The organism is Pseudomonas sp. GW823-FHT05G12 (genome assembly GCF_058795575.1).
This window is the reverse complement of record NZ_CM179501.1, coordinates 1,370,001-1,392,421: the sequence shown is the minus strand read 5'-3', so window position 1 is coordinate 1,392,421 and position 22,421 is coordinate 1,370,001. Positions and strand designations below refer to the sequence as shown.

General features: G+C 61.1%; 17 protein-coding genes and 2 rRNA genes (1 of these 19 only partly in view). 9 read left to right on the top strand and 10 right to left on the bottom strand.

Annotated elements, in window-relative coordinates:
* The first annotated feature begins 431 nt into the window (after positions 1–431).
* The 8 genes from AC3RCM_RS06330 to AC3RCM_RS06295 all read left to right on the top strand — a co-directional run bounded on the left by AC3RCM_RS06330 (position 432) and on the right by AC3RCM_RS06295 (position 8,548).
* Positions 432–1,670 carry an OprD family porin gene (locus tag AC3RCM_RS06330; protein ID WP_198748087.1) on the top strand — a complete coding sequence of 413 codons (1,239 nt, stop codon included), beginning with the start codon at positions 432–434 and terminating at the stop codon, positions 1,668–1,670.
* A 384-nt stretch (positions 1,671–2,054) separates the two neighbouring features.
* On the top strand, positions 2,055–2,861 hold the full coding sequence (locus AC3RCM_RS06325; protein WP_064492304.1) for an NAD-dependent epimerase/dehydratase family protein: 807 nt from the start codon (positions 2,055–2,057) through the stop codon (positions 2,859–2,861).
* A 22-nt stretch (positions 2,862–2,883) separates the two neighbouring features.
* Complete coding sequence (locus tag AC3RCM_RS06320; protein WP_198748089.1) at positions 2,884–3,765, top strand: glucurono-1,5-lactonase; 882 nt, start codon at positions 2,884–2,886, stop codon at positions 3,763–3,765.
* A 64-nt stretch (positions 3,766–3,829) separates the two neighbouring features.
* Positions 3,830–4,801 carry a TRAP transporter substrate-binding protein gene (locus AC3RCM_RS06315; RefSeq protein ID WP_492629437.1) on the top strand — a complete coding sequence of 324 codons (972 nt, stop codon included), beginning with the start codon at positions 3,830–3,832 and terminating at the stop codon, positions 4,799–4,801.
* A 66-nt stretch (positions 4,802–4,867) separates the two neighbouring features.
* Positions 4,868–5,395, top strand: coding sequence for a TRAP transporter small permease (locus tag AC3RCM_RS06310; protein WP_003254832.1), 528 nt, complete (start codon positions 4,868–4,870; stop codon positions 5,393–5,395).
* Complete coding sequence (locus tag AC3RCM_RS06305) at positions 5,396–6,676, top strand: TRAP transporter large permease (RefSeq protein ID WP_003254833.1); 1,281 nt, start codon at positions 5,396–5,398, stop codon at positions 6,674–6,676.
* A gap of 54 nt (positions 6,677–6,730) precedes the next feature.
* Complete coding sequence (locus AC3RCM_RS06300) at positions 6,731–7,654, top strand: EamA family transporter (RefSeq protein ID WP_054889666.1); 924 nt, start codon at positions 6,731–6,733, stop codon at positions 7,652–7,654.
* A gap of 24 nt (positions 7,655–7,678) precedes the next feature.
* A complete protein-coding gene (locus AC3RCM_RS06295; RefSeq protein ID WP_180688714.1) occupies positions 7,679–8,548 on the top strand; it encodes an aldose 1-epimerase in 870 nt (289 codons plus the stop codon).
* 72 nt (positions 8,549–8,620) lie between these two features.
* Here AC3RCM_RS06295 and AC3RCM_RS06290 read toward each other — a convergent pair whose 3' ends face one another.
* From AC3RCM_RS06290 to AC3RCM_RS06255, 8 genes are all read right to left on the bottom strand, one after another.
* Positions 8,621–9,517 (bottom strand): LysR family transcriptional regulator, encoded by an 897-nt coding sequence (locus AC3RCM_RS06290; protein ID WP_014589967.1) that lies wholly within the window; start codon positions 9,515–9,517, stop codon positions 8,621–8,623.
* A 108-nt stretch (positions 9,518–9,625) separates the two neighbouring features.
* Positions 9,626–11,662: a pyridoxamine 5'-phosphate oxidase family protein gene (locus tag AC3RCM_RS06285; protein ID WP_492629436.1), complete on the bottom strand. Its 2,037-nt coding sequence runs from the start codon at positions 11,660–11,662 to the stop codon at positions 9,626–9,628.
* 27 nt (positions 11,663–11,689) lie between these two features.
* On the bottom strand, positions 11,690–12,319 hold the full coding sequence (locus AC3RCM_RS06280; RefSeq protein ID WP_492629435.1) for a glutathione S-transferase family protein: 630 nt from the start codon (positions 12,317–12,319) through the stop codon (positions 11,690–11,692).
* Between the two features lie 169 nt (positions 12,320–12,488).
* Positions 12,489–13,040, bottom strand: a complete 552-nt coding sequence (locus AC3RCM_RS06275; protein WP_064492311.1) for a UPF0149 family protein — start codon at positions 13,038–13,040, stop codon at positions 12,489–12,491.
* A gap of 91 nt (positions 13,041–13,131) precedes the next feature.
* Entirely contained in the window at positions 13,132–14,121 is a 990-nt protein-coding gene (locus AC3RCM_RS06270; protein WP_492629434.1) for an asparaginase, read from the bottom strand.
* Positions 14,118–15,272: a hypothetical protein gene (locus AC3RCM_RS06265; RefSeq protein ID WP_492629433.1), complete on the bottom strand. Its 1,155-nt coding sequence runs from the start codon at positions 15,270–15,272 to the stop codon at positions 14,118–14,120. Before AC3RCM_RS06265 ends, AC3RCM_RS06270 begins: the two co-directional genes overlap by 4 nt.
* A gap of 10 nt (positions 15,273–15,282) precedes the next feature.
* Positions 15,283–16,179, bottom strand: a complete 897-nt coding sequence (locus AC3RCM_RS06260) for a nitrilase family protein (protein ID WP_020193031.1) — start codon at positions 16,177–16,179, stop codon at positions 15,283–15,285.
* Positions 16,180–16,730: 551 nt separating this feature from the next.
* Positions 16,731–18,374 carry an acetolactate synthase large subunit gene (locus AC3RCM_RS06255; RefSeq protein WP_004576806.1) on the bottom strand — a complete coding sequence of 548 codons (1,644 nt, stop codon included), beginning with the start codon at positions 18,372–18,374 and terminating at the stop codon, positions 16,731–16,733.
* Positions 18,375–18,681: 307 nt separating this feature from the next.
* Between AC3RCM_RS06255 and AC3RCM_RS06250 the strand changes: the two genes are divergently transcribed.
* Complete coding sequence (locus tag AC3RCM_RS06250; protein WP_492629677.1) at positions 18,682–19,737, top strand: IS110-like element ISPpu11 family transposase; 1,056 nt, start codon at positions 18,682–18,684, stop codon at positions 19,735–19,737.
* Positions 19,738–20,564: 827 nt separating this feature from the next.
* Here the strand turns inward: AC3RCM_RS06250 and rrf are convergent.
* Both rrf and AC3RCM_RS06240 read right to left on the bottom strand, forming a co-directional pair.
* Positions 20,565–20,680, bottom strand: a 5S ribosomal RNA gene (gene rrf, locus AC3RCM_RS06245).
* Between the two features lie 131 nt (positions 20,681–20,811).
* Positions 20,812–22,421 (bottom strand): 23S ribosomal RNA (locus AC3RCM_RS06240) (it continues 1,282 nt past the right edge of the window).

The following is a 22,421-nucleotide window of genomic DNA, read 5'->3' as shown; positions in this document are numbered from 1 at the left end:
GCAGGCAATGGGGGCATGCCCGCACAGAGGATCGCGTACGGCGCGAGAGCCCCAGTCGTAGTATGTCTGTACAGAGTCCACGGTAGAGCTTCTGCAGCCCGGATTTCGCGTCCTTGGATCCTTATTACTCAACTATCAGCCGTTGACAGCCCACCTTCCCCTTGCTAATAATCGCCCATAGTTGTACGACAACACATAACAAAAACAACAATCCGTGGACGAACCCATGTCGACACCCATCCCGCTGCACCCGCACCTGTTGCACACCCCTCTTCCCCCGGCCAGCTCGCGTACACCAGCCAGTACGTAGCGCCCGGTTACCGCGCATTCACCCCTGGCCCTGACCGGCCCGTTATCTACCCGCCCCTGCCGCAGGCCGCTTGCGCGTGCCCGGCGGACGGGCTGCCACACCCTTAGGGAGCACAACAATAATGAAAATCTGCCACACCCTACCCTTCGCCCTGCTTGGCGCCGGGGTTATCGCCGGCCTGCCGGGCACCAGCCTGGCTGCGGGATTTGTCGAGGACAGCAAGGCCACCCTCGGGCTGCGCAACTTCTACATCAACCGCAACTTCACCAACCCCAGCAACCCGCAAAGCAAGGCCGAGGAGTGGACGCAAAGCTTCATCCTCGACGCCCGCTCGGGGTTCACAGAAGGGCCAATCGGCTTCGGCGTGGACGTGTTGGGGCTGTGGTCGGTCAAGCTCGACGGCGGTGGCGGTACCTATGGCACGGCGTTGCTGCCTCGCCATGGCGATGGCCGGCCAGCCGACGATTACGGGCGCCTGGCGGTGGCGGGCAAGGCGCGTATTTCCAAGACCGAACTGAAGATCGGTGAATGGATGCCGGTGCTGCCGATTCTGCGTTCGGACGACGGGCGTTCGTTGCCGCAAACATTCCGTGGCGGGCAGGTTACCTCCAACGAAATCGCAGGGCTGACCCTGTACGGCGGCCAGTTCCGCGGCAACAGCCCGCGTAACGACGCGAGCATGGAAGACATGAGCTACGGCGGCGGCGTGTCGGACCGTTTCAACTTCGTCGGCGGCGAGTACAAGTTCAACCAGGACCGCACGCTGGTGGGGCTTTGGAATGCGGTGCTGAAGGACGTGTACCAGCAGCAATACCTGCAACTGAGCCACAGCCAGCCGGTGGGTGACTGGACCCTGGGTGCGAACCTCGGCTACTTCCATGGCGATGACGACGGCTCCAGGCGCGCTGGTGAACTGGATAACAAGACCTACTCGGGGATGTTCTCGGCCAAGTACGGCGGCAGCACCTTCTGGGTGGGGCTGCAGAAAGTCGATGGTGATACCTGGATGCGGGTGAACGGCACCAGTGGCGGGACCTTGGCCAACGACAGTTACAACTCCAGCTTCGACAATGCCAACGAGCGTTCGTGGCAGGTGCGCCATGACTTCAACTTCGTCACCGTCGGGGTACCGGGGTTGACCCTGATGAACCGCTACATCAGCGGGCGCGATGTGCACAGCGGGGGCGTGACCGATGGCAAGGAGTGGGTGCGTGAAACGGAGCTTGCGTATGTGATCCAGAGCGGGGCGTTCAAGGATTTGAGCGTGAAATGGCGTAACTCGTCGATTCGCCGGGATTACAGCAATAACGAGTTCGATGAGAACCGGTTGATCTTCAACTATCCGCTGTCGTTGCTCTGATCAAGAAATGCGGGTTTACCCGGGAATACGGTGGCGGCGGCGACGGTGAATGGCGGGTGGGGATTGGCCAGCAGGGCCGGCCCTTTCGCGGGTAAACCCGCTCCTACGGCGGCCCGTGCCCAACCACCGATGTGTGTAGGAGCGGGTTTACCCGCGAATGCGGTGGCGGCGGAGACGGTGGACGGCGGGTGGGGATTGGCCAGCAGGGCCGGCCTCTTCGCGGGTAAACCCGCTCCTACGGGCGACCGCGCAGGCCTTTCGCATTTCTTACCCGCGAAAAGGCCGGCAAAAGCCGCCCAAGCCTCATTGACAACACACAGAACCACCGCCAATAATCACCCAAGTCATACGACAACCTACAACAACTAACAACAAGAGCCGGCCATGACCACTACCCCCTTCAATCGCCTGCTGCTCACCGGAGCCGCAGGCGGCCTGGGCAAGGTCCTTCGCGAACGCCTGCAAGGCTACGCCGAGGTCCTGCGCCTGTCTGACATCAGCCCCATGGCCCCGGCCGCGGGCCCGCATGAAGAAGTCATTACCTGCGACCTGGCCGACAAGGCTGCGGTGCATGCCCTGGTCGAAGGCGTGGACGCCATCATCCACTTTGGCGGGGTTTCTACCGAACACGCCTTCGAAGAGATTCTCGGCCCCAATATCTGCGGCGTGTTCCACGTGTACGAGGCGGCGCGCAAGCACGGGGTCAAGCGCATCATCTTCGCCAGCTCCAACCACACCATCGGTTTCTATCGCCAGGATGAGCGCATCGACGCTCACGCGCCGCGCCGGCCCGACAGCTATTACGGGCTGTCCAAGTGCTACGGCGAAGATGTGGCCAGCTTCTACTTTGACCGCTACGGCATCGAGACCGTCAGCATTCGCATCGGCTCGTCGTTCCCGCAGCCACAAAACCTGCGCATGCTCTGCACCTGGCTCAGTTACGACGACCTGGTGCAGTTGATCGAACGCGGGCTGTTCACCCCCGGGGTTGGCCACACCATCGTCTACGGCGCCTCCGACAATCGCACCGTGTGGTGGGACAACCGCCATGCCGCGCACCTGGGCTATGTACCCAAGGACAGCTCCGAAACCTTCCGCGCAGCCGTGGAGGCCCAACCGGCACCCGCCGCCGATGACCCGAGCATGGTCTACCAGGGCGGCGCTTTCGCCGTGGCCGGCCCGTTCAACTGACCCCACGCCAGGAGGCACGGCCATGAACTGCGAACTGATCGTCGACGCCCGCAACGGTACCGGCGAAAGCCCTGTGTGGCACCCCGGTGAACAGGCCCTGTACTGGGTAGACATTCCCGCTCGCCAATTGCATCGCTGGCAAGCGGCCGATGGCAAATACCAGTTCTGGCAAGGCGACGAGATGCTGGCCTGCATCGCCCGCAGCGGTCAGGGCTGGGTTGCGGGTATGGAAAGCGGCATTTTCCAGCTCCAGGCCAAGGCGGACGGCAGCCTCGACAGCCGGCTGCTCAGCAACGTGCAGCACGCCCAGGCCGGCATGCGCTTCAACGATGGCCGCTGCGACCGTCAGGGCCGCTTCTGGGCCGGGACCATGCTGCTGGACATGCAGCAAGGTGCCCACGTGGGCGCGCTGTACCGGCATGACGGCGAAGGCCGCCTGCACCTGCAGCAGGATGGCATGATCGTGCCCAACGGCCTGGCGTTCAGCCCCGACGGCAAGCGCATGTACCTGTCCGACTCGCACCCGAACGTGCAGAAGGTATGGGCTTTCGACTACGACACCGACAGCGGCACACCGCACGGCAAGCAGCTGTTCGTCGACATGCGCAATTACCCCGGCCGCCCGGACGGCGCCGCCATCGACCAGGACGGCTGCTACTGGATCTGCGGCAACGACGCCGGGCAGATCCACCGTTTTACCCCCGAAGGTCGCCTCGACCGATCACTCAGCGTGCCGGTGAAAAAGCCGGCAATGTGCGCCTTTGGCGGCGCCAGCCTGGACATTCTGTACGTCACCTCGATCCGCCCCACGGACATCGACCTCAGCGACCAGCCCCTGGCTGGCGGGGTATTTGCCCTCGACCCTGGCACCAAGGGCCTGGAGGAACCTGCCTACCGGGGCTGACGCGCCGTGCCACACCCACACTTGCACCCACGAAACCAGATAATAAAAACCACGGAGTTTCATCATGACGTTCAAACGCAAGCTGCTTCTTGCCGTACTCCCGTTCGCCTTCAGCGTGGCCATGCCCGCCTCGGCGCTGGACATCAAGTTCGCCGAAATCCACCCGGCCGGCTACCCGACCGTGGTCGCCGAGCAGAACATGGGTAAAAAGCTGGAACAGGCCAGCAATGGCGACATTACCTTCAAGATGTTCGCCGGCGGCGTGCTGGGATCGGAGAAGGAAGTGATCGAACAGGCTCAGATAGGCGCCGTGCAGATGACCCGCGTCAGCTTGGGGATCGTCGGCCCGGTAGTACCGGATGTGAACGTGTTCAACATGCCGTTCGTGTTCCGCGACCATGATCACATGCGCAAGATTATCGATGGCGAGATTGGCCAGGAAATCCTCGACAAGATCACCAATTCCGATTTCAACCTGGTGGCCCTGGCCTGGATGGACGGCGGCTCGCGCAGCATCTACACGAAAAAGCCGGTGCGCAGCCTGGAAGACCTCAAGGGCATGAAGATTCGCGTACAAGGCAACCCGCTGTTCATCGACATGATGAATGCCATGGGCGGCAACGGCATCACCATGGACACCGGGGAAATCTTCAGTGCCCTGCAAACCGGGGTGATCGACGGCGCCGAGAACAACCCGCCGACCTTGCTTGAGCACAACCATTTCCAGAGCGCCAAGTACTACACCCTGACCGGCCACCTGATCCTGCCGGAGCCGGTGGTGATGTCCAAGACCACCTGGAACAAGCTCACTCCGGAGCAGCAGGTGCTGGTGAAAAAGGTCGCGCGCGAAGCACAGATGGAAGAGCGTGCGCTGTGGGACGCCAAGTCTGCCGCCAGCGAAGAGAAGCTCAAGGCCGCCGGTGTCGAGTTCATCACTGTCGATAAGAAACCGTTCTTCGAAGCCACCGCATCGGTACGCGAGAAGTACGGCGCGCCGTACGCCGACCTGATGAAGCGTATCGACGCCGTCCAGTAATACCAGCCCCTTCCAAGACGACCTCGGCAGTGCGGCCGCCGCCGCCCTGCCGCTTTGGTGATGCCTATGAAATCGCTTTTCCTGAGCGTGAACGACACGCTGTACCGCAGTTGCATCTGGATCGCGGGCCTGTCGATCCTGGCCATGACGCTGATCATCCCGTGGGGCATCTTCGCCCGCTACGTGCTGGGCACCGGCTCCAGCTGGCCAGAGCCAGTCTCTATCCTGCTGATGGTGGTATTCACCTTCGTTGGTGCCGCCGCCAGCTATCGCGCCGGGGCGCATATGGCGGTGGGGATGATTACCGACCGGTTGCCGCCGCTGCAGCGCCAGCTGGTCGCCCTGCTGGTACAACTGCTGATGATCGTGGTGTGCGTGTTCATGACCTATTACGGCACCCGGCTGTGCATCACCACCTGGAACCAGTCGCTGGCCTCGCTGCCCGGTGTGCGGGTCGGCATGACTTACGCGCCGATCCCGGTCGGCGGCGTGCTGACGCTGGTGTTCGTGCTGGAAAAACTCCTGCTGGGCGATCAGAGCAACCGCAAGGTAGTGCGCTTTGATCTGGTCGAAGAAAACGAAGGAGCTGCGTAAATGGAAGCGTTCATTCTGTTGGGCAGTTTCATCGTGCTGATTCTGATCGGCATGCCGGTAGCCTACGCCCTGGGCCTGTCGGCACTGATCGGCGCCTGGTGGATCGACATCCCGCTGCAGGCGATGATGATCCAGGTGGCCAGTGGGGTTAACAAGTTCTCGCTGCTGGCCATTCCATTCTTCGTGCTGGCCGGCGCGATCATGGCCGAAGGCGGCATGTCACGCCGGCTGGTGGCCTTTGCCGGTGTGCTGGTGGGCTTCGTGCGTGGCGGGCTGTCGCTGGTCAACATCATGGCCTCGACCTTCTTCGGTGCGATTTCCGGCTCGTCGGTAGCCGATACCGCCTCGGTGGGCTCGGTGCTGATCCCGGAGATGGAGCGCAAAGGCTACCCGCGTGAATTTTCCACCGCCGTGACCGTCAGCGGCTCGGTGCAGGCGCTGCTGACCCCGCCCAGCCACAACTCGGTGCTGTACTCGCTGGCGGCGGGCGGCACGGTGTCGATCGCCTCGCTGTTCATGGCGGGGGTGATGCCCGGCCTGCTGCTGAGCGCGGTGATGATGGGCCTGTGCCTGTTGTTCGCCAAGAAGCGCAACTACCCCAAGGGCGAAGTGATCCCGCTGCGCCAGGCGCTGAAAATTGCCGGTGAGGCGCTGTGGGGCCTGATGGCCATGGTCATCATCCTCGGCGGTATCCTGTCGGGGGTGTTCACCGCCACCGAATCGGCAGCCGTGGCAGTGGTGTGGTCGTTCTTCGTGACCATGTTCATCTACCGCGACTACAAGTGGCGCGACCTGCCCAAGCTGATGCACCGCACAGTACGGACCATCTCCATCGTGATGATCCTGATCGGCTTTGCCGCCAGCTTCGGCTACGTAATGACGCTAATGCAGATCCCGTCGAAGATCACCACGGCGTTCCTGACCCTGTCGGACAACCGCTACGTGATCCTGATGTGCATCAACTTCATGTTGTTGCTGCTGGGCACGGTGATGGACATGGCGCCGCTGATCCTGATCCTTACGCCGATCCTGCTGCCGGTGATTACCGGTATCGGCGTGGACCCGGTGCACTTTGGCATGATCATGTTGGTGAACCTGGGTATCGGGCTGATCACCCCGCCGGTGGGAGCGGTGTTGTTTGTCGGCTCGGCCATCGGCAAGGTGAGTATCGAGTCGACGGTGAAGGCGCTGATGCCGTTCTACCTGGCGCTGTTCCTGGTGCTGATGGCAGTGACTTACATTCCAGCGATCTCGCTGTGGCTGCCTAGCGTGGTGCTGTAATTATGACCGGGGGCCGCTTGGCGGCCCCTGGGCTCCTGCAAATGGATCCTGCACATGGCTGTCCCCTCCTCGGCTGTACCGCTTTTCCCCCGCAAACTGGCCATCGCCTTGCTCGCCCTGCTGGCCTGTTCATTCGCCGGCAACCACATCGCCGCGCGCATCGCCTTCGATGACGGCACCGGCGTGCTGCTGGCCATCCTCTGCCGCTCTGGCATCACCTTCCTGGTACTGGCCGGGCTGCTGCTGTGGCAACGCCAGGCCCTGGCCCTGCCCGCTGGTGCGCGCCGCTGGCAGCTGCTGCTCGGCTTGCTGATTGCCACCCAGAGCCTCTGCCTGTACTCGGCGGTGGCGCGTATTCCGGTGGCTCTGGCACTGCTGGTGGGCAACACCTTCCCGATGCTGTTGGCGCTGCTCACCTGGGCGCTGGGCGGCGCACGCCCCACGGGCCGCACCGTACTGTTCATGGGCCTGATCCTGTGCGGCCTGGTGCTGGCGCTGGATGTCCCGGCACGCCTGGCCGACAGCGGTGCGGCCAACCCGCACTGGGTGCCAGGGGTCAGCCTGGCCTTCGGCGCCGCCTGTGCCTTTGCCTGCGCCTTGTGGATCACCGACCATAAACTGGCCAGCGTGCGCGGCCCCGTGCGCAGCCTGCTGACTTTGCTGATCGTGTTCTCCAGCATGCTGGTTGCAGGCGCAAGCGGCGTGATGCCGTCCGGTTTGTCACTGCCAGGCAGCAGCAGTGGCTGGGCGGCCTTGGCCAGCCTGGTAGTGCTGTATGGCTTGGCCTTCACCTTGCTGTTCGTTTGTGTGCCAAGGCTGAACATGGCGCAGAACGCCCCCGTGATGAACGTCGAACCCATCGCCACGCTACTGCTGGGCTGGGCCTTGCTCGACCAGCAACTGGGCACCCTGCAATTACTCGGCGGCGCGGTGGTGGTGTGCGGCATCGTGCTGCTCACCTACCGTCGGGCCAATTGATCGTTCATTTAAATGGAGCCTTGAATGTCTGTGACCGAACTGCACCTGCAGGACCGCCTGACCCGCCTGAGCCTGGCTCCGGAGTTGGGCGCCAGCCTGGTCAACTGGGAAGTGAAAGCGACCGGGCAAGCGCTGCTGCGCCATTCCGACCTGGCCGCACTGAAAAGTGGTACGCCACGACGCCTCGCCTGCTACCCACTGGCGCCTTGGTCCAACCGCATTGGCGAGGGTGGCTTTGCCCGGCCCGAGGGGTGGCAGGCACTGGCACCGAATACCGGGCATGACCCTTACCCGATCCATGGCAGTGCCTGGCAACAGGCCTGGCAGGTGGAGCATCACAGTGAACAGCGAGCACGGCTGACGCTAGACAGTGCTGTGCCGTTTGCTTACCGGGCCACGCTGGATGTGCATCTGCATGAGGGGTGCCTGAACCTGGACCTGCATGTAACCCATCTGGATGAGTCGGCCAACTGGTACGGGTTGGGGTTGCACCCTTACTTTCCGAGGTATCCCGATACCAAGTTGTACGCATCGGCACGCAAAGTGTGGCTGGCAGAGGATGGGCGGTTGCCGTCGTACCAGGCCGAGGTGCCCGAACAATGGCGCTTCAATGCCATGGGGCGTTTACCCGAGACAGTGGTTGATCACGCCTTCAGTGGCTGGCCAGGGGAATGTGTGATCGAACAACCCAGCGCGGGTTATCGACTGGCGTGCAGTGCCAGCGGGGCTGAACACTTCTTGCTGTTTTGCCCGCAAGGGCAAGGCTTTTTCTGCTTTGAGCCGGTTAGCCACCCCATCAATGCGCACCACCTGCCAGGGCGACCAGGATTGCGGTTGCTGCACCAGGGGGAGGCAATGAACCTGGGGTTCAGGATGCAGTATCGGGCGTTGTGAGCAGGTTGCCTGAAAAAGGGCCGCCACGATAGCGAACATTGTCTGGCATCCTTTTCGACCCGCTGTACGACGTTAATCCAGCTGCTGATCGCGCAATCCTTGCGCCAGCATGTCGATAAAGGCCCTGACCTTGGCCGACCCGTACTTGCTTTCGCGGTGCAGCACATGAATGGGCCAGGGCGCCTCTTCGTACTCGGCCAGCAGCACCTGCAACTGCCCGCTGGCCAGTTCGTCTGCCACCTGGTACGACAGCAGCCGGGCAATCCCCAGCCCGCCGCTGGCAGCTGCGATTGCCCCGTCATTGCTGGTTACCGTCAGCCGTGGCTTCATGCGCACCAAGGTCGGCTCGTCGGTCACTCCGAAGCGCCAACCCGCACGCGGCGACAGGTTGGTGGTGCCGATTATCGCATGCCCGGCCAGGTCCGACGGATGCTTCGGCACACCATGGCGCGCCAGGTAGTCGGGCGAGGCACACAACATGCGCCGCACCCTGCCCACCCGCAACGCCTTCAACCCGGAGTCGGGCAACGGCCCGATGCGCACGGCCACGTCCATGCCCTCCTCGACCATGTTCACCACGCGGTCGAGAAAAAACGCGGAAACGTCGACTTCCGGGTACTGCTGCAGGTAACGGACGATGCACGGCATGACGAACTTCTTGCCGAACAAAATCGGCGCGGTCACCGCCAGGTCGCCCCTGGGCGTCGCGTTGATGCCGGCAGCGGCTTCATTGGCCTCGTGAATACTGGCGAGAATGTGCCGGGTGTCTTCCAGATAGCGACCGCCGGCCTCGGTCAGACGCACGCTGCGTGTTGTGCGCAGCAACAGTTTGACCCCGAGCTGCTCTTCCAGGGCGCTGACGGCGCGGGTGACGGCGGCCGCAGAAATGTCCAGACGGCGGGCAGCCGCGGCGAAGCTTTCCAGCTCGCCGACGGCGACGAATACCTTCATCAGGTGGATCTGGTCCATGCGGGCTCCTGAGGGTAATGGGGCGTGCGGATTATCGTTCATCTGGATGCGTGGTGTTAGCTGTGCCGGCCTCTTCGCGGGCAAGCCCGCTCCTACGACTGGCTTCAATCAGACATCCAGCACCAACGCCTGCATCCCCTCCTCCCCCTTCGCTGGCACAGCACAACAGATCAGCACCGACCCTGCCTCCGGCAACTCTGCCGGCGGATTCGGATAATGCACCTGGCCGCTCACCAGCCGGGTCTTGCAGGTACCACACGAACCACCCCGGCAACTGAACTCCGGTGCCAGCCCACGCGCCTCGGCCAGTTCCAGCAAGGTGCCGCTACCGGGAACCCAGCGAGCCTCCTTGGCCGACGCAGCAAAATACACCGGCACCGGTTCGTCGGCGGCAGGCGGCTGTTGCAAGATTGGCTGGTCTGCGTCGGTGTGCCGCCGCAGCGTCGACGGGCCAAACGCTTCGGCGTGAATCCGCGCATCCGGCACATGCACCCCACGCAGCCCTTCGTAAAGCTGCTGGGTGAAGCTGCCCGGACCACACAGGTAGAAATCGTAGTCGTCCAACGCCAGCGTTGCCTTGACCTGTTCGATACCCAACCGGCCGGCAAACTCGTAATCACGACCGACCTGCGCGTGCCCGTCAGGCTGGCTCAGGGCGCGGTGTATATGCAGTAGTTCGCCAGCCTGTTGCTGCAAGGTCGCCAGTTCCTGCTGGAACGGCAAGTCGGCCAGGCTGCGTGCGCCATGGAACAGATGAATGCGCCGGGCCTGCCCCGTCCTCAACTGCTGACGCAGCATGGCCAGCAACGGCGTGATGCCCACGCCCGCGCCGATCAGCACCAACGGGCGCGTGCTTTGCTGATCAAGCGTGAAGCTGCCCATCGGCGGCCGCACATTCAACACCTCGCCGGCCACAACGTGCTCATGCAAATACCGCGAAGCCGGGCCCTGGGCTTTGACGCTGATGCGCAAGAATCCATCGTCGGGGGCACTTGAAAGGCTGTAGGTGCGGATCAGCGCCGGCTCGCCATCACGCGTCACCTGCACAGGCAGATGCTGGCCAGGGGCAAAGGCCACACGGCAGCCTGCCGGTGGTTCGAGATAGAACGAGCGGATGTCGCGGCTTTCCTGCTCCACCCGCAGCACCCGCCAGGCCAGCCATTGGCGCTGTTGTCGCCGCTGCTCCAGGCGCGCATCGGCCTCGGCCCAGGTACCGGTCATCAGACTGGTCGGCGCGTATTCCTTGAAAGCCCAGCGCAGGGCAACGGCTGCCGGACGCCACACCACCTGCTCGACCTGCAGTGTCCATAACCGCTCAGCCCCTTCAAAGGCCTGGATGGCCGGGCTGTCCAGCAGCACCTCGGCACGCCCGTACAGTTGCAACACATTGCCATTATTGAAGTCGATGAACAGCAAGCCGGCCCGCGGGTTGACCACCAGATTACCCAAGGTGTTGAAATGCAGATTGCCAGCATAGTCGGGAATCGTCAGCCGATTGCCTTCGACCTTGATGAACCCTGGCCGGCCACCACGGTGAGAGACATCTACCGAGCGCTGGCCGTCAGCATGCTCGACATAGCTGGCGACGAAGAAGGTATCGGCCGCCTGGATCATGCTGACGGTCGAGGTATCCAGTGTTGTCGCATCGATGCGCCCGAGGGCGGGTTCGGTGACGCGGGTGTAGTCACGCAACTGGATGTACTGCGGGCAGTTGCCAAACGCCTGCTCTACGGCCACTTGCAGTTGCCCTTGGGCAGCGTGGCGGATCTGCCCATTGATGCGATTGCGCCGACGGGTGTGTAGTTCGATCCCCAGCAGGCCGACCGCCTGCCCGGCTGCCAACCCGGGGGTGGCGGGGTCATCTGCTGGCAACGTGGTGTGGATCGTCAGCATACGAGGGTCAGGCGAGCTTACGAACCCTTCCGGCCCTTCCAGCAGCGTGGCCCAAGGCCGACCCTGGGCATCCACACTGGCGGCGACCATGAACGGTAACTGGTGATAGAACGTCCGGTGCTGGTCGGGCATGTGGTCACGAATGACCTTTTGCCCGAACGCCTCCATGCGTTCTGCTACACCGACCTTTTCCTGCAGGGTCTTTTCACCCGCATGCCAGGGCGAGGGGCGGTGATCAGGAGATTGTTGCATGGCGGCGTTCCTCGCGATGGCGGGGTTTCAGGCGTGGGTTTGCAGCCCGATCACGGTGCGCGGCATGGGGACGAAACGCGGCAGCGCCTCGATCCGCGCCAGCCAGTTGCGCACATTGGCATAGGGCTCCAGCGACACATTGCCTTCGGGGGCGTGAGCGATGTACGAGTAGTTGGCAATGTCCGCGATGGTGGGTGTGCTACCCGTCAGGAATGGCGTGTTGGCCAACTCGGCATCGATCACCTTGAGCAAGGTGTGGGCGCGGGAAATCACTTCGTCGGTATTGAACGAAGCCCCGAACACCGTGACCAGGCGGGCGGCGGCCGGGCCAAAGGCCAGCGGGCCGGCAGCGACTGATAGCCAGCGTTGCACCCGGGCGGCGGCGGCAGGTTTTTCGGGCAGCCAGGCACCGTTGTCATACTTTTTGGCCAGGTAGACGAGGATGGCGTTGGAGTCGGCAATCACGGTGCCGTTGTCATCGATGACTGGAACCTGGCCGAACGGGTTGAGGGCGAGGAAGTCCGGCTGCTTGTGCGCGCCTTTGGCCAGGTCGACGAACACCAGCTCGGTGGGCAGGTTCAGTAGCGAGAGCATCAACTCGATGCGATGGGCATGGCCAGACTTGGGGAAGTTGTAGAGCTTGATCGGGTTCGACATGGGCTTGGCTCCTGGTCAGCGCCGGGATGGGGCTGATGGAGCACATGCTGCACTGGATCGGCTGGCAGCAGAATCAGTGCGCAGGGGAAACCATAATTTCGCAGGGCGGAATAATGGTTTCCAAACACTTGCGCTGGCGCCTGCAGGTGAGCGCTAGCCAACGATCCGATCAGTGCAGCTTTTTGAAATGTCGGTACAGCCCACGCGCAGCCTCGACCACCTGCGGTACACAGGCCTGGATATCCTCTTCGCTCATCTGGTCCAGCAGCTCGAAATTATCTTCCAGCCCATGTAGCGAAATGGCCTTGAGCAGCAGGTCCTGCTCCGGTGGCAACTCGCCCCAACCGGCAATCTGGGTACCGCGCATGTAGCCGAAACACCACTCCTCCATCACGATCACAGTGCCCTGTTCGCCCTCGCTTTCCTCGAACAGCGGCTCGAACTGGTCGACACCATTGCTGAGTTCTTCTGCCACCTGGCTGGCATAACGCAGCATCAATGCCGTGTAGGCCTCCTCATGCGCGGGCTTCTTGAACTTCGGTACCTTGCCACCCGCCACCGCGGGCAGCCATTGCTCCGGGATGACAGTGATCGGCGAACTGGCCAGCGCGACGAAAAAGCCATTGAGCTCGGCCAGGTTCAGCACCGAGTAGTCATTGCCATAGGTGATCAGCAGGTCTTCGAGGCGGTCGAGTTCTTTTTTGCTGAGTACGGGGAGCATGGGTAAAAATCCTGGGGAGCAAAAGTGTGTGCACCCTAGCACAGCAACGCCGGAAGGGCTGCCCGCGCGAACGACTGCGCGGGCAGATGGTTCAGGGCTGCAACCAGTCCTGCAGCTCATGTTGCCGGTCGGTGCCTATCAGCAGCCACAGCAAGATGCGGCATTTGCGCGGGCAGAGTTGCCCAGCCATGTAGACGCCTTTTTTCTGCAGGTCGATCTCTGCACCAGCAAACCCGTAGGTTGCCCGGGCTGTAGGCCCCCTACCTGTGCGCGTAGCAACCATTACCGGCAAGGTGGGCGCCAGGTGTTCCAGCACTTCGGACCAACTGGCGGAAACATGCCCAGCACCGAAACCGGCGATGACCAACCCCTCATAACCCAAGGTGGCCACAGCCCGCAGCAGCGCCGTGTCTGCGTCCAGGCAGGCTTCCAGCAGGGCAACGCGCTGGTCGGTGCGATACGGTAACGGCAACACTTCCCGTCGCCCGGGCGGATAGCGATACAACACAACACCCTCCACAACGTCGCCCAACGGGCCACATCCGGGCGACTCGAATGCCGCCATCGCCAGGCTGGCCGTCTTGCGAACCCTTGCCGCGCAGTGGACCTGATCATTCATGACCACAAGCACACCTCGCCCACGGCTGTCTTGTGCCAATGCAACCTGAGCCGCAGCCAACAAGTTGGCCGGCCCATCATTGCCCGGCTGACTCGCCGAGCGCATGGCACCGGTCATCACCAATGGCACATCGAATGGCCAGAGCAGATCCAGGAAATAGGCCGTTTCTTCAAGGCTGTCGGTCCCTTGGCTCAATACCAGGGCCTGAGCCCCGCGCTCCACCTCGCCCCGGGCCCATGCCAGCACCTCCAGCAACGTCGCGAAGCCCAGCGATGCACTGGGGAGCAGGCACAATGAAGCAACGTTCAACTGCGCCATCTCGCGCAACTGTGGAACCTGAAGCAATTGCCGCTCACAATCCAGGCTTGGCGTTACACCATCCCCGACAGCACAGGCCTGCATACTGACCGTGCCGCCCAGAGTAGCGATCGACAGCCTGGGCAGGCTCGAATGTTCGCTCATGCTTCTCCCCCCACAAGCAACCCGACTACCGGCACGATGCCAAGCGTGCAGATGGCCATCGACACCACATTGCCGATGTAGCCATGCACATAGGCCGGCAACCGCTGAGTGATCGCCACTGCCAGCGGCGGAGCCACCAGTGCACCCAGCACTGCACTGGCCACCACCACTTGCCAGCTGCCGCCATGTGTCAACACCGCGGCCGGGACGATCGACACAATCGGAATGTAGGTAGGGTACCACCCACGGGCTTTCCACTGTCCACGCCAGAGTAGAACCCCGACCAGGGATGCCAGGGCCTGCCCGGCCACTATCTGCATCACCAGCATAGAACCGTAGGACAGTGCAGCCGGGCTCAACAGGTATGCCAGCAACACACCCAGCAATAGCCCGAGGCTGGCCAGCTCATTACCAAAGAATGGGGCTTCGCTGAAGTCGGCCAGAACGCGCCGCAAAGTCCAGACCACACCGTAGTCAGGCTGATTGACAACCGGCGCCACGACGGTGGGTTCACCGCATTGGCGTACCCATGAAGGAAAGCGCTTGCACAGGATGAAGGCCACCACGCTTGCCACTGCCATGCCACTCACATTGCCCATTACCACTGGTAACTGCAGGGGATAACACAGGTAATTGACCATCAGCAGGCTGGCCGGTGTTACCAGTAGTGCCCCCAGTAGCGCCCCTGTGATCGTCACCCGCCAGCCCGCACCAAAAAGCAAGACCATGGCTGCCGGCAATGACACGAAGGCAACGAACGTTGGTTGCCAGGTGCCACTGGCCAAGGTCCATCCCCACAACACATGGCTAAGCAGCAAACCCAAAAACGAGCTGGTAAACACCCATGGCCATAATCCGCTGCCATAACAGATGGCAAAGCCCTGCCAGCGGTACCCTCGCAGCTGCGCCCAGTGCGCCAGGCAAGCCCCCAGCAGCAAGCCCAGCGCGGGCAGTTCGTGCTTGTAGAAAGCCACTTCACTGATATCACCAACAATCCAGCGCAAGCGGCTGAGCGGCTCATCGAGCGTCGCCACCCTCTGTGCATAATCCAGCCATTGGCCATGGCCAAGGCTTGCAGCGAGAAACACCAGCAGGCAGCCGAAAATCAACGCAAGCCAATACTGCTGTCGTGAGAAGAAGAGCGTGTTCATTCGCAACTCCTCAACGTGGCATAGGTGCATGCAAGCGATAGCCAAGGGTGGCATCGTAGAGGTCGGTGCGCCGGTCTCTTGGCAGGTCGTTGAGGCTGTTCCAGATCGGTGCCGAGCGTGCACTGCTCAAATCGACATCGGCATAGATGATCTCCTCGGCTTCTGCACTGCCCACCTCGCCGATCGGCCAGCCATTGGTACCGGCGATCAGCGAGCAGCCCAGGAAGCGCCCGCCCCGCTCGCTGCCGACACGGTTCGCGGCGGCGATATAAACGTTGTTGACATGCGCTGCCGTCATGGTCAGGTACGAGGCCATGCAGCGCCCTGCATCATCGAACAACGGCGGCGGGGTCCATACCCAGTTGTTGAGGCTGCAGATGATGTCGGCACCTTGCGCGGCCATCACCCGTGGTACTTCCGGGAACCAGATGTCCCAGCAGATCAGCAGGCCGATACGGCCGATAGGCGTCTCGAATACCGGGAACCCCAGGTCACCGGGGGTGAACCAGAGCTTTTCCTGGTTCCACAGGTGCGCTTTGCGGTAATGCCCAAGCAGGCCTTCGGGGCCAAACAGGACAGCACTGTCGTAGAGCTTCAGCCCGTCGCGTTCAGCAAACCCCGCAGCCAGGTATACCTGGTATTGCCTGGCGAAGTCCGCCCAGGTTTTCAGGCAAGGGCCGTCCTGCAGCACCTGCGCATGGGAATAGGCTTCGGCACGGGAGTTGAAGGTGTAGCCCGTGTTGGCCAGTTCAGGCAGTACGATCAGGTTCGCACCTTCGCGTGCTGCGCGCCGGGCCAATGCCAGGCCTCTGCTCACGTTACTCTCACAGTGCTCAAGACCGACCTGAGGGTCGTACTGGATGACAGCGATACGTACGGGGCTGACGGGGGAACAGGATTCAGACATGGCGGCTTCCTTTTTGTGGTTGTTTTGGAAGGACGCCAGTAAAGCGATGTTGGGTCAGGGAGCGACAGTCAGGAGAGTCCTATGGGACCAGAGGAAAGTCACATAATGGCAGTAGGACTCCCCCTACAAAATGGCCCGTACGCCGTTATTTCCCAACCTGATAGTGGGGGTAGTACTCGAGGGTAAAGCCGCCATTGAACTGGGCTGAAGCAACCCAGTAACTCAGGCGCCGACATGCAAGTGCGGTGAATGGAGTGTGTGGCACGTGCGGCAACCGGCCTCTTGTTCGATAAGACGGCGGTAGTCGAGATCCGGGGGGTTAGGGAAACGCGCGGCCCACGGCTGCGTGGGCAGTAATGGGTCGATGGCCAGATCGGCAGGATGGTTGTGTGTTGAACCAATAGTCATGTTCTCGTGTTCTCCATGAGTAGAGAACCTGAGAATGATCAATTGCGAGAGGCGTAAAGTGGTTGCTATGCACCACCCGACGGCACCTACAGGATCGTGAGATACCTGTGGGTGCCGGCTTACAGCGATAAGGTCGTCAGGGCTTACACCGCCAGGGCGCGCTCACGCAGCTCGCTGTTGAGGATGCGGTCGTTCTCGCTGTAATCGACCGGGCAGTCGATCACGTGCACACCCGGGGTCTTGATGCAGTGCTCCAGCAGCGGCAGCAGGCCTTCGGCGCTTTCCACACGGTGGCCGTTGGCGCCGTAGGCTTCGGCATATTTGACGAAGTCCGGGTTGCCGTAGTCCAGGCCGAAATCGGTGAAGCCCATGTTGGCCTGCTTCCAGCGGATCATGCCGTAGCCGTCGTCACGCAGGATCACCACGGTGATGTGCATGCCCAGACGTACTGCAGTTTCCAGTTCCTGGCTGTTCATCATGAAGCCGCCGTCGCCACACACCGAGATTACCGGGCGGTCCGGGTGCACCAGGTGCGCAGCCATCGCCGATGGCAGGCCGGCGCCCATGGTCGCCAGGGCGTTGTCCAGCAGCACGGTGTTTGGCTTGTGCGCTTTGTAGTTGCGGGCGAACCAGATCTTGTAGATGCCGTTGTCCAGGGCGACGATGCCTTCGGACGGCAGTACACGACGGATGTCAGCCACCATGCGCTGTGGGTAGACCGGGAAGCGGTCGTCGTCGGCGCCTTCGGCGATCTGTGCTTCGTTGGCTTCACGGATGGCCATCAGGCGGGTGAAGTCCCAGTGCGACGTGTCGTTCAGCGCTTCACTGATCTGCCACACGGCGTTGGCGATGTCGCCGATCACTTCTACTTGCGGGAAGTACACGGCATCGACTTCGGCAGAGCGGAAGTTGATGTGGATGACTTCGGTGCCGCCACGGACCATGAAGAACGGTGGCTTCTCGATCACATCGTGGCCGATGTTGATGATCAGGTCGGCGGCTTCGACAGCGCGGTGAACGAAGTCGCCCGACGACAGCGCAGCGTTGCCGAGGAAGCGCGGGTGGCGCTCGTCGACCACGCCTTTACCCATCTGGGTGGTGATGAACGGGATGCCGGTCTTGTCGATCAGCTGCTTGAGGACCTTGGCGGTCATCTTGCGGTTGGCACCGGCACCGATCACCAGGATCGGGTTACGCGCGTTCTGCAGTTTTTCGACGGCAGCTTCGATGGCCACATGCTCGGCCAGGGGGCGGCGGTGCAGGCTGCGCGGGATCGGCAGCGCGTCGGTCTGCTCGGCGGCGATGTCTTCCGGCAGCTCCAGGTGCACCGCACCCGGCTTTTCTTCTTCGGCCAGGCGGAAGGCTTCGCGCATGCGGGCCGGGATGTTGTCGGCCGAGGCGAACTGGTGGGTGTACTTGGTGATGGGGTCCATCATGCCGCACACGTCAATGATCTGGAAGCGACCCTGCTTGGACTTCTTGATCGGCTTCTGCCCGGTGATCATCATCATCGGCATGCCGCCCAGGTAGGCGTAGGCGCTGGCGGTCACCAGGTTGGTGGCACCAGGGCCGAGGGTCGACAGGCTGACGCCGGTCTTGCCGGTCAGACGACCGTAGGTGGCAGCCATGAAACCTGCAGACTGCTCGTGACGGGTCAGTACCAGCTTGATCTTCGACTTGCGCAGGGATTCGAGCAGGTCGAGGTTTTCCTCACCGGGAATGCCGAATACATACTCGACACCTTCGTTTTCCAGGCATTGCACAACGACATCGGCGGCCTTGGCCATCTTGCTTGCTACCTCAAGTGATGGGACGGGGAAGTCCAGAAATGCGCAGCACGGTACGCTGGCATCGCCAGGTCCAGAAGCAAAAGTGCCCCGAACCAAAGTCTTGACGTAGGGGGGGTGCGGGAAAGTCACGTTAATGCTGCGTTGAGGCCATTCTAACCTGGCTTCGCACCATCCTCTGTAATCGATGGACTCGCCCCCGCCGAGGCATCACAGTGCCACGGTGGTGTTCGAAGAAGCCAACGGCAGCGAGGGCGAGACCATGAAAAAGCATAGTTCGAAACACGATTCCCTGTCTTCCACTGATGTGGAGCTTTGCACAACCATCTGCGTAGACCTGGCCAAACAGGTCTTCCAATTAGCAGGCGAGGACGCTACTGGTCGGGTGATCTACGAAGATCGCATCAAATCCCGCCAAGCGTTCCACGATTTCCTGCTCAGGCTGCCAACGACCGTGGCCGTCTTGATGGAGTGCGGTCCAGGTGCACAAGCCTGGGCCAGACTGCAGGCCAAAGGTAATCCGGTTCGCATCCTGCCGGCGCAACGTGTCGCCGAACATCGCAGCGGTGCAAAGAACGATCGTAACGACTGCTATGCCATTTTGCGTGCCGGTCGCGATACGAGCATCGCTTCGATACCGATCAAGAGCACCACAGCACTGGCTATTCAAGCGCTGCACCGTATCCGGCGCGGTAACATCAAGCGACATACCGCGCTGGGTAATCAGATCCGTGGTTTGCTACTTGAGCATGGCGTATCCATGCCCCAGGGCGATGCTGCGATCAATAAGCATGTGCCTCAGGCGCTTGAGGATGCTTCCTTGCCTCTACCCGACCTGTTGCGCGAGTTGCTCGATGAGTTGCTGATGGACTGGTTGTCTCTAGGTGAACGCATAGCGGCGCTGAGCCGCCGGCTCGAAGCGACTGCCCAAGAGGATAAAGTCGCTCAGCGACTGATCACCATTCGCGGCGTCGGCCCTATCATTGCCACGGCGATCGTGGCGAAACAGACCGACCCCAGCCGCTTCGCCAGTGGCCGAATGTATTCCGCCTTCTTCGGCATCGTGCCCGATCAGCACAGCAGCGGAAACAAAATCAGATTGGGCAAGATGAGCAAGCGCGGTGACGGCTACATACGCAGCCTGATGATCCAGGGCGCGCATTCCGTCTTGAGCCAGCTAAGGCCTGATTCCGATCAGCCAGATGATCGCCGCCTCTTGCGCTGGCTATCCCGCCTTGGGCGCAAGGAGGCGGCGATCAGGCTGGCTAATCGAAATCTGCGGATTATCTGGGCCCTGTTACAGAGCGATCAGGTTTACCAACGCAAACCGAACGAAAAACCGGAGGCGGCTATGAGCCTCTGACCAACCGGGTAATGCCACCGGGGCGCTAGGCGCTCCAACCCCTGCTAGTGAACATTGACCCTAGGTAAGACCGTCGCAGACCGATGCCTCCGCTCCTACAGGCCTGATAGTGGCCTCAATGTAAACGGCACACTGCGAGCTCACCACGATGTTGGCCAGAAGCAAAAAGCTTCCTCGAACAGGCCTGATACATAGATGCAACCGGGTTCCTATGTTCAAAAAAGCAGCTAGACAGTGTGGGCGAGTCCATACATAGGAGCGGGTTTACCTGCGAAGGGGCCGGACCTGCTGGCCAATTTCCACCTGCCGTTCACCGTTGCCGCCGCCACCGTATTCGCGGGTAAACCCGCTCCTACACAGATCGGTGGTAAACACACATCGGTGGTTGGACACAGGCCGCTGTAGGAGCGGGTTTACCCGCGAATGGGCCGGCCCTGCTGGCCAATCCCAACCCGCCGTTCACCGTTGCCGCCGCCACCGTATTCGCGGGTAAAACCGCTCCTACACAGATTGGTGGTGGACACACATCGGTGGTTGGACACAGCCCGTCGTAGGAGCGGGTTCACCCGCGAATGGGCCGGACCTGCTGGCCAATCCCCACCTGCCGTTCACCGTTGCCGCCGCCACCGTATTCGCGGGTAAACCCGCTCCTACACAGATCGGTGGTAAACACACATCGGTGGTTGGACACAGGCCGTCGTAGGAGCGGGTTTACCCGCGAACACCGGCGAAGCCGGTGCCATCTCCGCTCTCGAGCAGGTCCAGTTTTTTGCCCACAAAGACAAAACCCCTACCTGCATGCGCAGATAGGGGTTTTGCGAAATGAATCTTGACGATGACCTACTCTCACATGGGGAAACCCCACACTACCATCGGCGATGCATCGTTTCACTACTGAGTTCGGGATGGGATCAGGTGGTTCCAATGCTCTATGGTCGTCAAGAAATTCTGTTGCCAGAATGTCCAGATGGACAGCCCAGCGAATTCGGATATGCGATATTTGTGGTCTTACGAATTTTCGGGTCTTTCGTCTTCACCACCGCAATCTGCGTCAGCAAATTGCTTGGGTGTTATATGGTCAAGCCTCACGGGCAATTAGTATTGGTTAGCTCAACGCCTCACAGCGCTTACACACCCAACCTATCAACGTCGTAGTCTTCGACGGCCCTTTAGGGGATTCAAGATCCCAGTGAGATCTCATCTTGAGGCAAGTTTCCCGCTTAGATGCTTTCAGCGGTTATCTCTTCCGAACATAGCTACCCGGCAATGCCACTGGCGTGACAACCGGAACACCAGAGGTTCGTCCACTCCGGTCCTCTCGTACTAGGAGCAGCCCCTCTCAAATCTCAAACGTCCACGGCAGATAGGGACCGAACTGTCTCACGACGTTCTAAACCCAGCTGCGTACCACTTTAAATGGCGAACAGCCATACCCTTGGGACCGGCTTCAGCCCCAGGATGTGATGAGCCGACATCGAGGTGCCAAACACCGCCGTCGATATGAACTCTTGGGCGGTATCAGCCTGTTATCCCCGGAGTACCTTTTATCCGTTGAGCGATGGCCCTTCCATACAGAACCACCGGATCACTAAGACCTACTTTCGTACCTGCTCGACGTGTTTGTCTCGCAGTCAAGCGCGCTTTTGCCTTTATACTCTACGACCGATTTCCGACCGGTCTGAGCGCACCTTCGTACTCCTCCGTTACTCTTTGGGAGGAGACCGCCCCAGTCAAACTACCCACCATACACTGTCCTCGATCCGGATAACGGACCTGAGTTAGAACCTCAAAGTTGCCAGGGTGGTATTTCAAGGATGGCTCCATGAGAACTGGCGTCCCCACTTCAAAGCCTCCCACCTATCCTACACAAGCAAATTCAAAGTCCAGTGCAAAGCTATAGTAAAGGTTCACGGGGTCTTTCCGTCTAGCCGCGGATACACTGCATCTTCACAGCGATTTCAATTTCACTGAGTCTCGGGTGGAGACAGCGCCGCCATCGTTACGCCATTCGTGCAGGTCGGAACTTACCCGACAAGGAATTTCGCTACCTTAGGACCGTTATAGTTACGGCCGCCGTTTACCGGGGCTTCGATCAAGAGCTTCGCTTGCGCTAACCCCATCAATTAACCTTCCGGCACCGGGCAGGCGTCACACCCTATACGTCCACTTTCGTGTTTGCAGAGTGCTGTGTTTTTAATAAACAGTCGCAGCGGCCTGGTATCTTCGACCGGCATGGGCTTACGGAGCAAGTCCTTCACCCTCGCCGGCGCACCTTCTCCCGAAGTTACGGTGCCATTTTGCCTAGTTCCTTCACCCGAGTTCTCTCAAGCGCCTTGGTATTCTCTACCTAACCACCTGTGTCGGTTTGGGGTACGGTTCCCAGTTATCTGAAGCTTAGGAGCTTTTCTGAAGCATGGTATCAACCACTTCGTCGCCTGAAGGCAACTCGTCATCAGCTCTCGGCCTTGAAATCCCGGATTTGCCTAAGATTTCAGCCTACCACCTTAAACCTGGACAACCAACGCCAGGCTGGCCTAACCTTCTCCGTCCCTCCATCGCAATAACTGGAAGTACAGGAATATTAACCTGTTTTCCATCGACTACGCTTTTCAGCCTCGCCTTAGGGACCGACTAACCCTGCGTCGATTAACGTTGCGCAGGAAACCTTGGTCTTTCGGCGTGCG

What these genes read in the sequence shown, in the direction of transcription:
- AC3RCM_RS06330 (WP_198748087.1), top strand. Translation starts at nt 432, where the DNA reads ATGAAAATCTGCCACACCCTACCCTTCGCCCTGCTTGGCGCCGGGGTT.
- AC3RCM_RS06325 (WP_064492304.1), top strand. Translation starts at nt 2,055, where the DNA reads ATGACCACTACCCCCTTCAATCGCCTGCTGCTCACCGGAGCCGCAGGC.
- AC3RCM_RS06320 (WP_198748089.1), top strand. Translation starts at nt 2,884, where the DNA reads ATGAACTGCGAACTGATCGTCGACGCCCGCAACGGTACCGGCGAAAGC.
- AC3RCM_RS06315 (WP_492629437.1), top strand. Translation starts at nt 3,830, where the DNA reads ATGACGTTCAAACGCAAGCTGCTTCTTGCCGTACTCCCGTTCGCCTTC.
- AC3RCM_RS06310 (WP_003254832.1), top strand. Translation starts at nt 4,868, where the DNA reads ATGAAATCGCTTTTCCTGAGCGTGAACGACACGCTGTACCGCAGTTGC.
- AC3RCM_RS06305 (WP_003254833.1), top strand. Translation starts at nt 5,396, where the DNA reads ATGGAAGCGTTCATTCTGTTGGGCAGTTTCATCGTGCTGATTCTGATC.
- AC3RCM_RS06300 (WP_054889666.1), top strand. Translation starts at nt 6,731, where the DNA reads ATGGCTGTCCCCTCCTCGGCTGTACCGCTTTTCCCCCGCAAACTGGCC.
- AC3RCM_RS06295 (WP_180688714.1), top strand. Translation starts at nt 7,679, where the DNA reads ATGTCTGTGACCGAACTGCACCTGCAGGACCGCCTGACCCGCCTGAGC.
- AC3RCM_RS06290 (WP_014589967.1), bottom strand. Translation starts at nt 9,517, where the DNA reads ATGGACCAGATCCACCTGATGAAGGTATTCGTCGCCGTCGGCGAGCTG.
- AC3RCM_RS06285 (WP_492629436.1), bottom strand. Translation starts at nt 11,662, where the DNA reads ATGCAACAATCTCCTGATCACCGCCCCTCGCCCTGGCATGCGGGTGAA.
- AC3RCM_RS06280 (WP_492629435.1), bottom strand. Translation starts at nt 12,319, where the DNA reads ATGTCGAACCCGATCAAGCTCTACAACTTCCCCAAGTCTGGCCATGCC.
- AC3RCM_RS06275 (WP_064492311.1), bottom strand. Translation starts at nt 13,040, where the DNA reads ATGCTCCCCGTACTCAGCAAAAAAGAACTCGACCGCCTCGAAGACCTG.
- AC3RCM_RS06270 (WP_492629434.1), bottom strand. Translation starts at nt 14,121, where the DNA reads ATGAGCGAACATTCGAGCCTGCCCAGGCTGTCGATCGCTACTCTGGGC.
- AC3RCM_RS06265 (WP_492629433.1), bottom strand. Translation starts at nt 15,272, where the DNA reads ATGAACACGCTCTTCTTCTCACGACAGCAGTATTGGCTTGCGTTGATT.
- AC3RCM_RS06260 (WP_020193031.1), bottom strand. Translation starts at nt 16,179, where the DNA reads ATGTCTGAATCCTGTTCCCCCGTCAGCCCCGTACGTATCGCTGTCATC.
- AC3RCM_RS06255 (WP_004576806.1), bottom strand. Translation starts at nt 18,374, where the DNA reads ATGGCCAAGGCCGCCGATGTCGTTGTGCAATGCCTGGAAAACGAAGGT.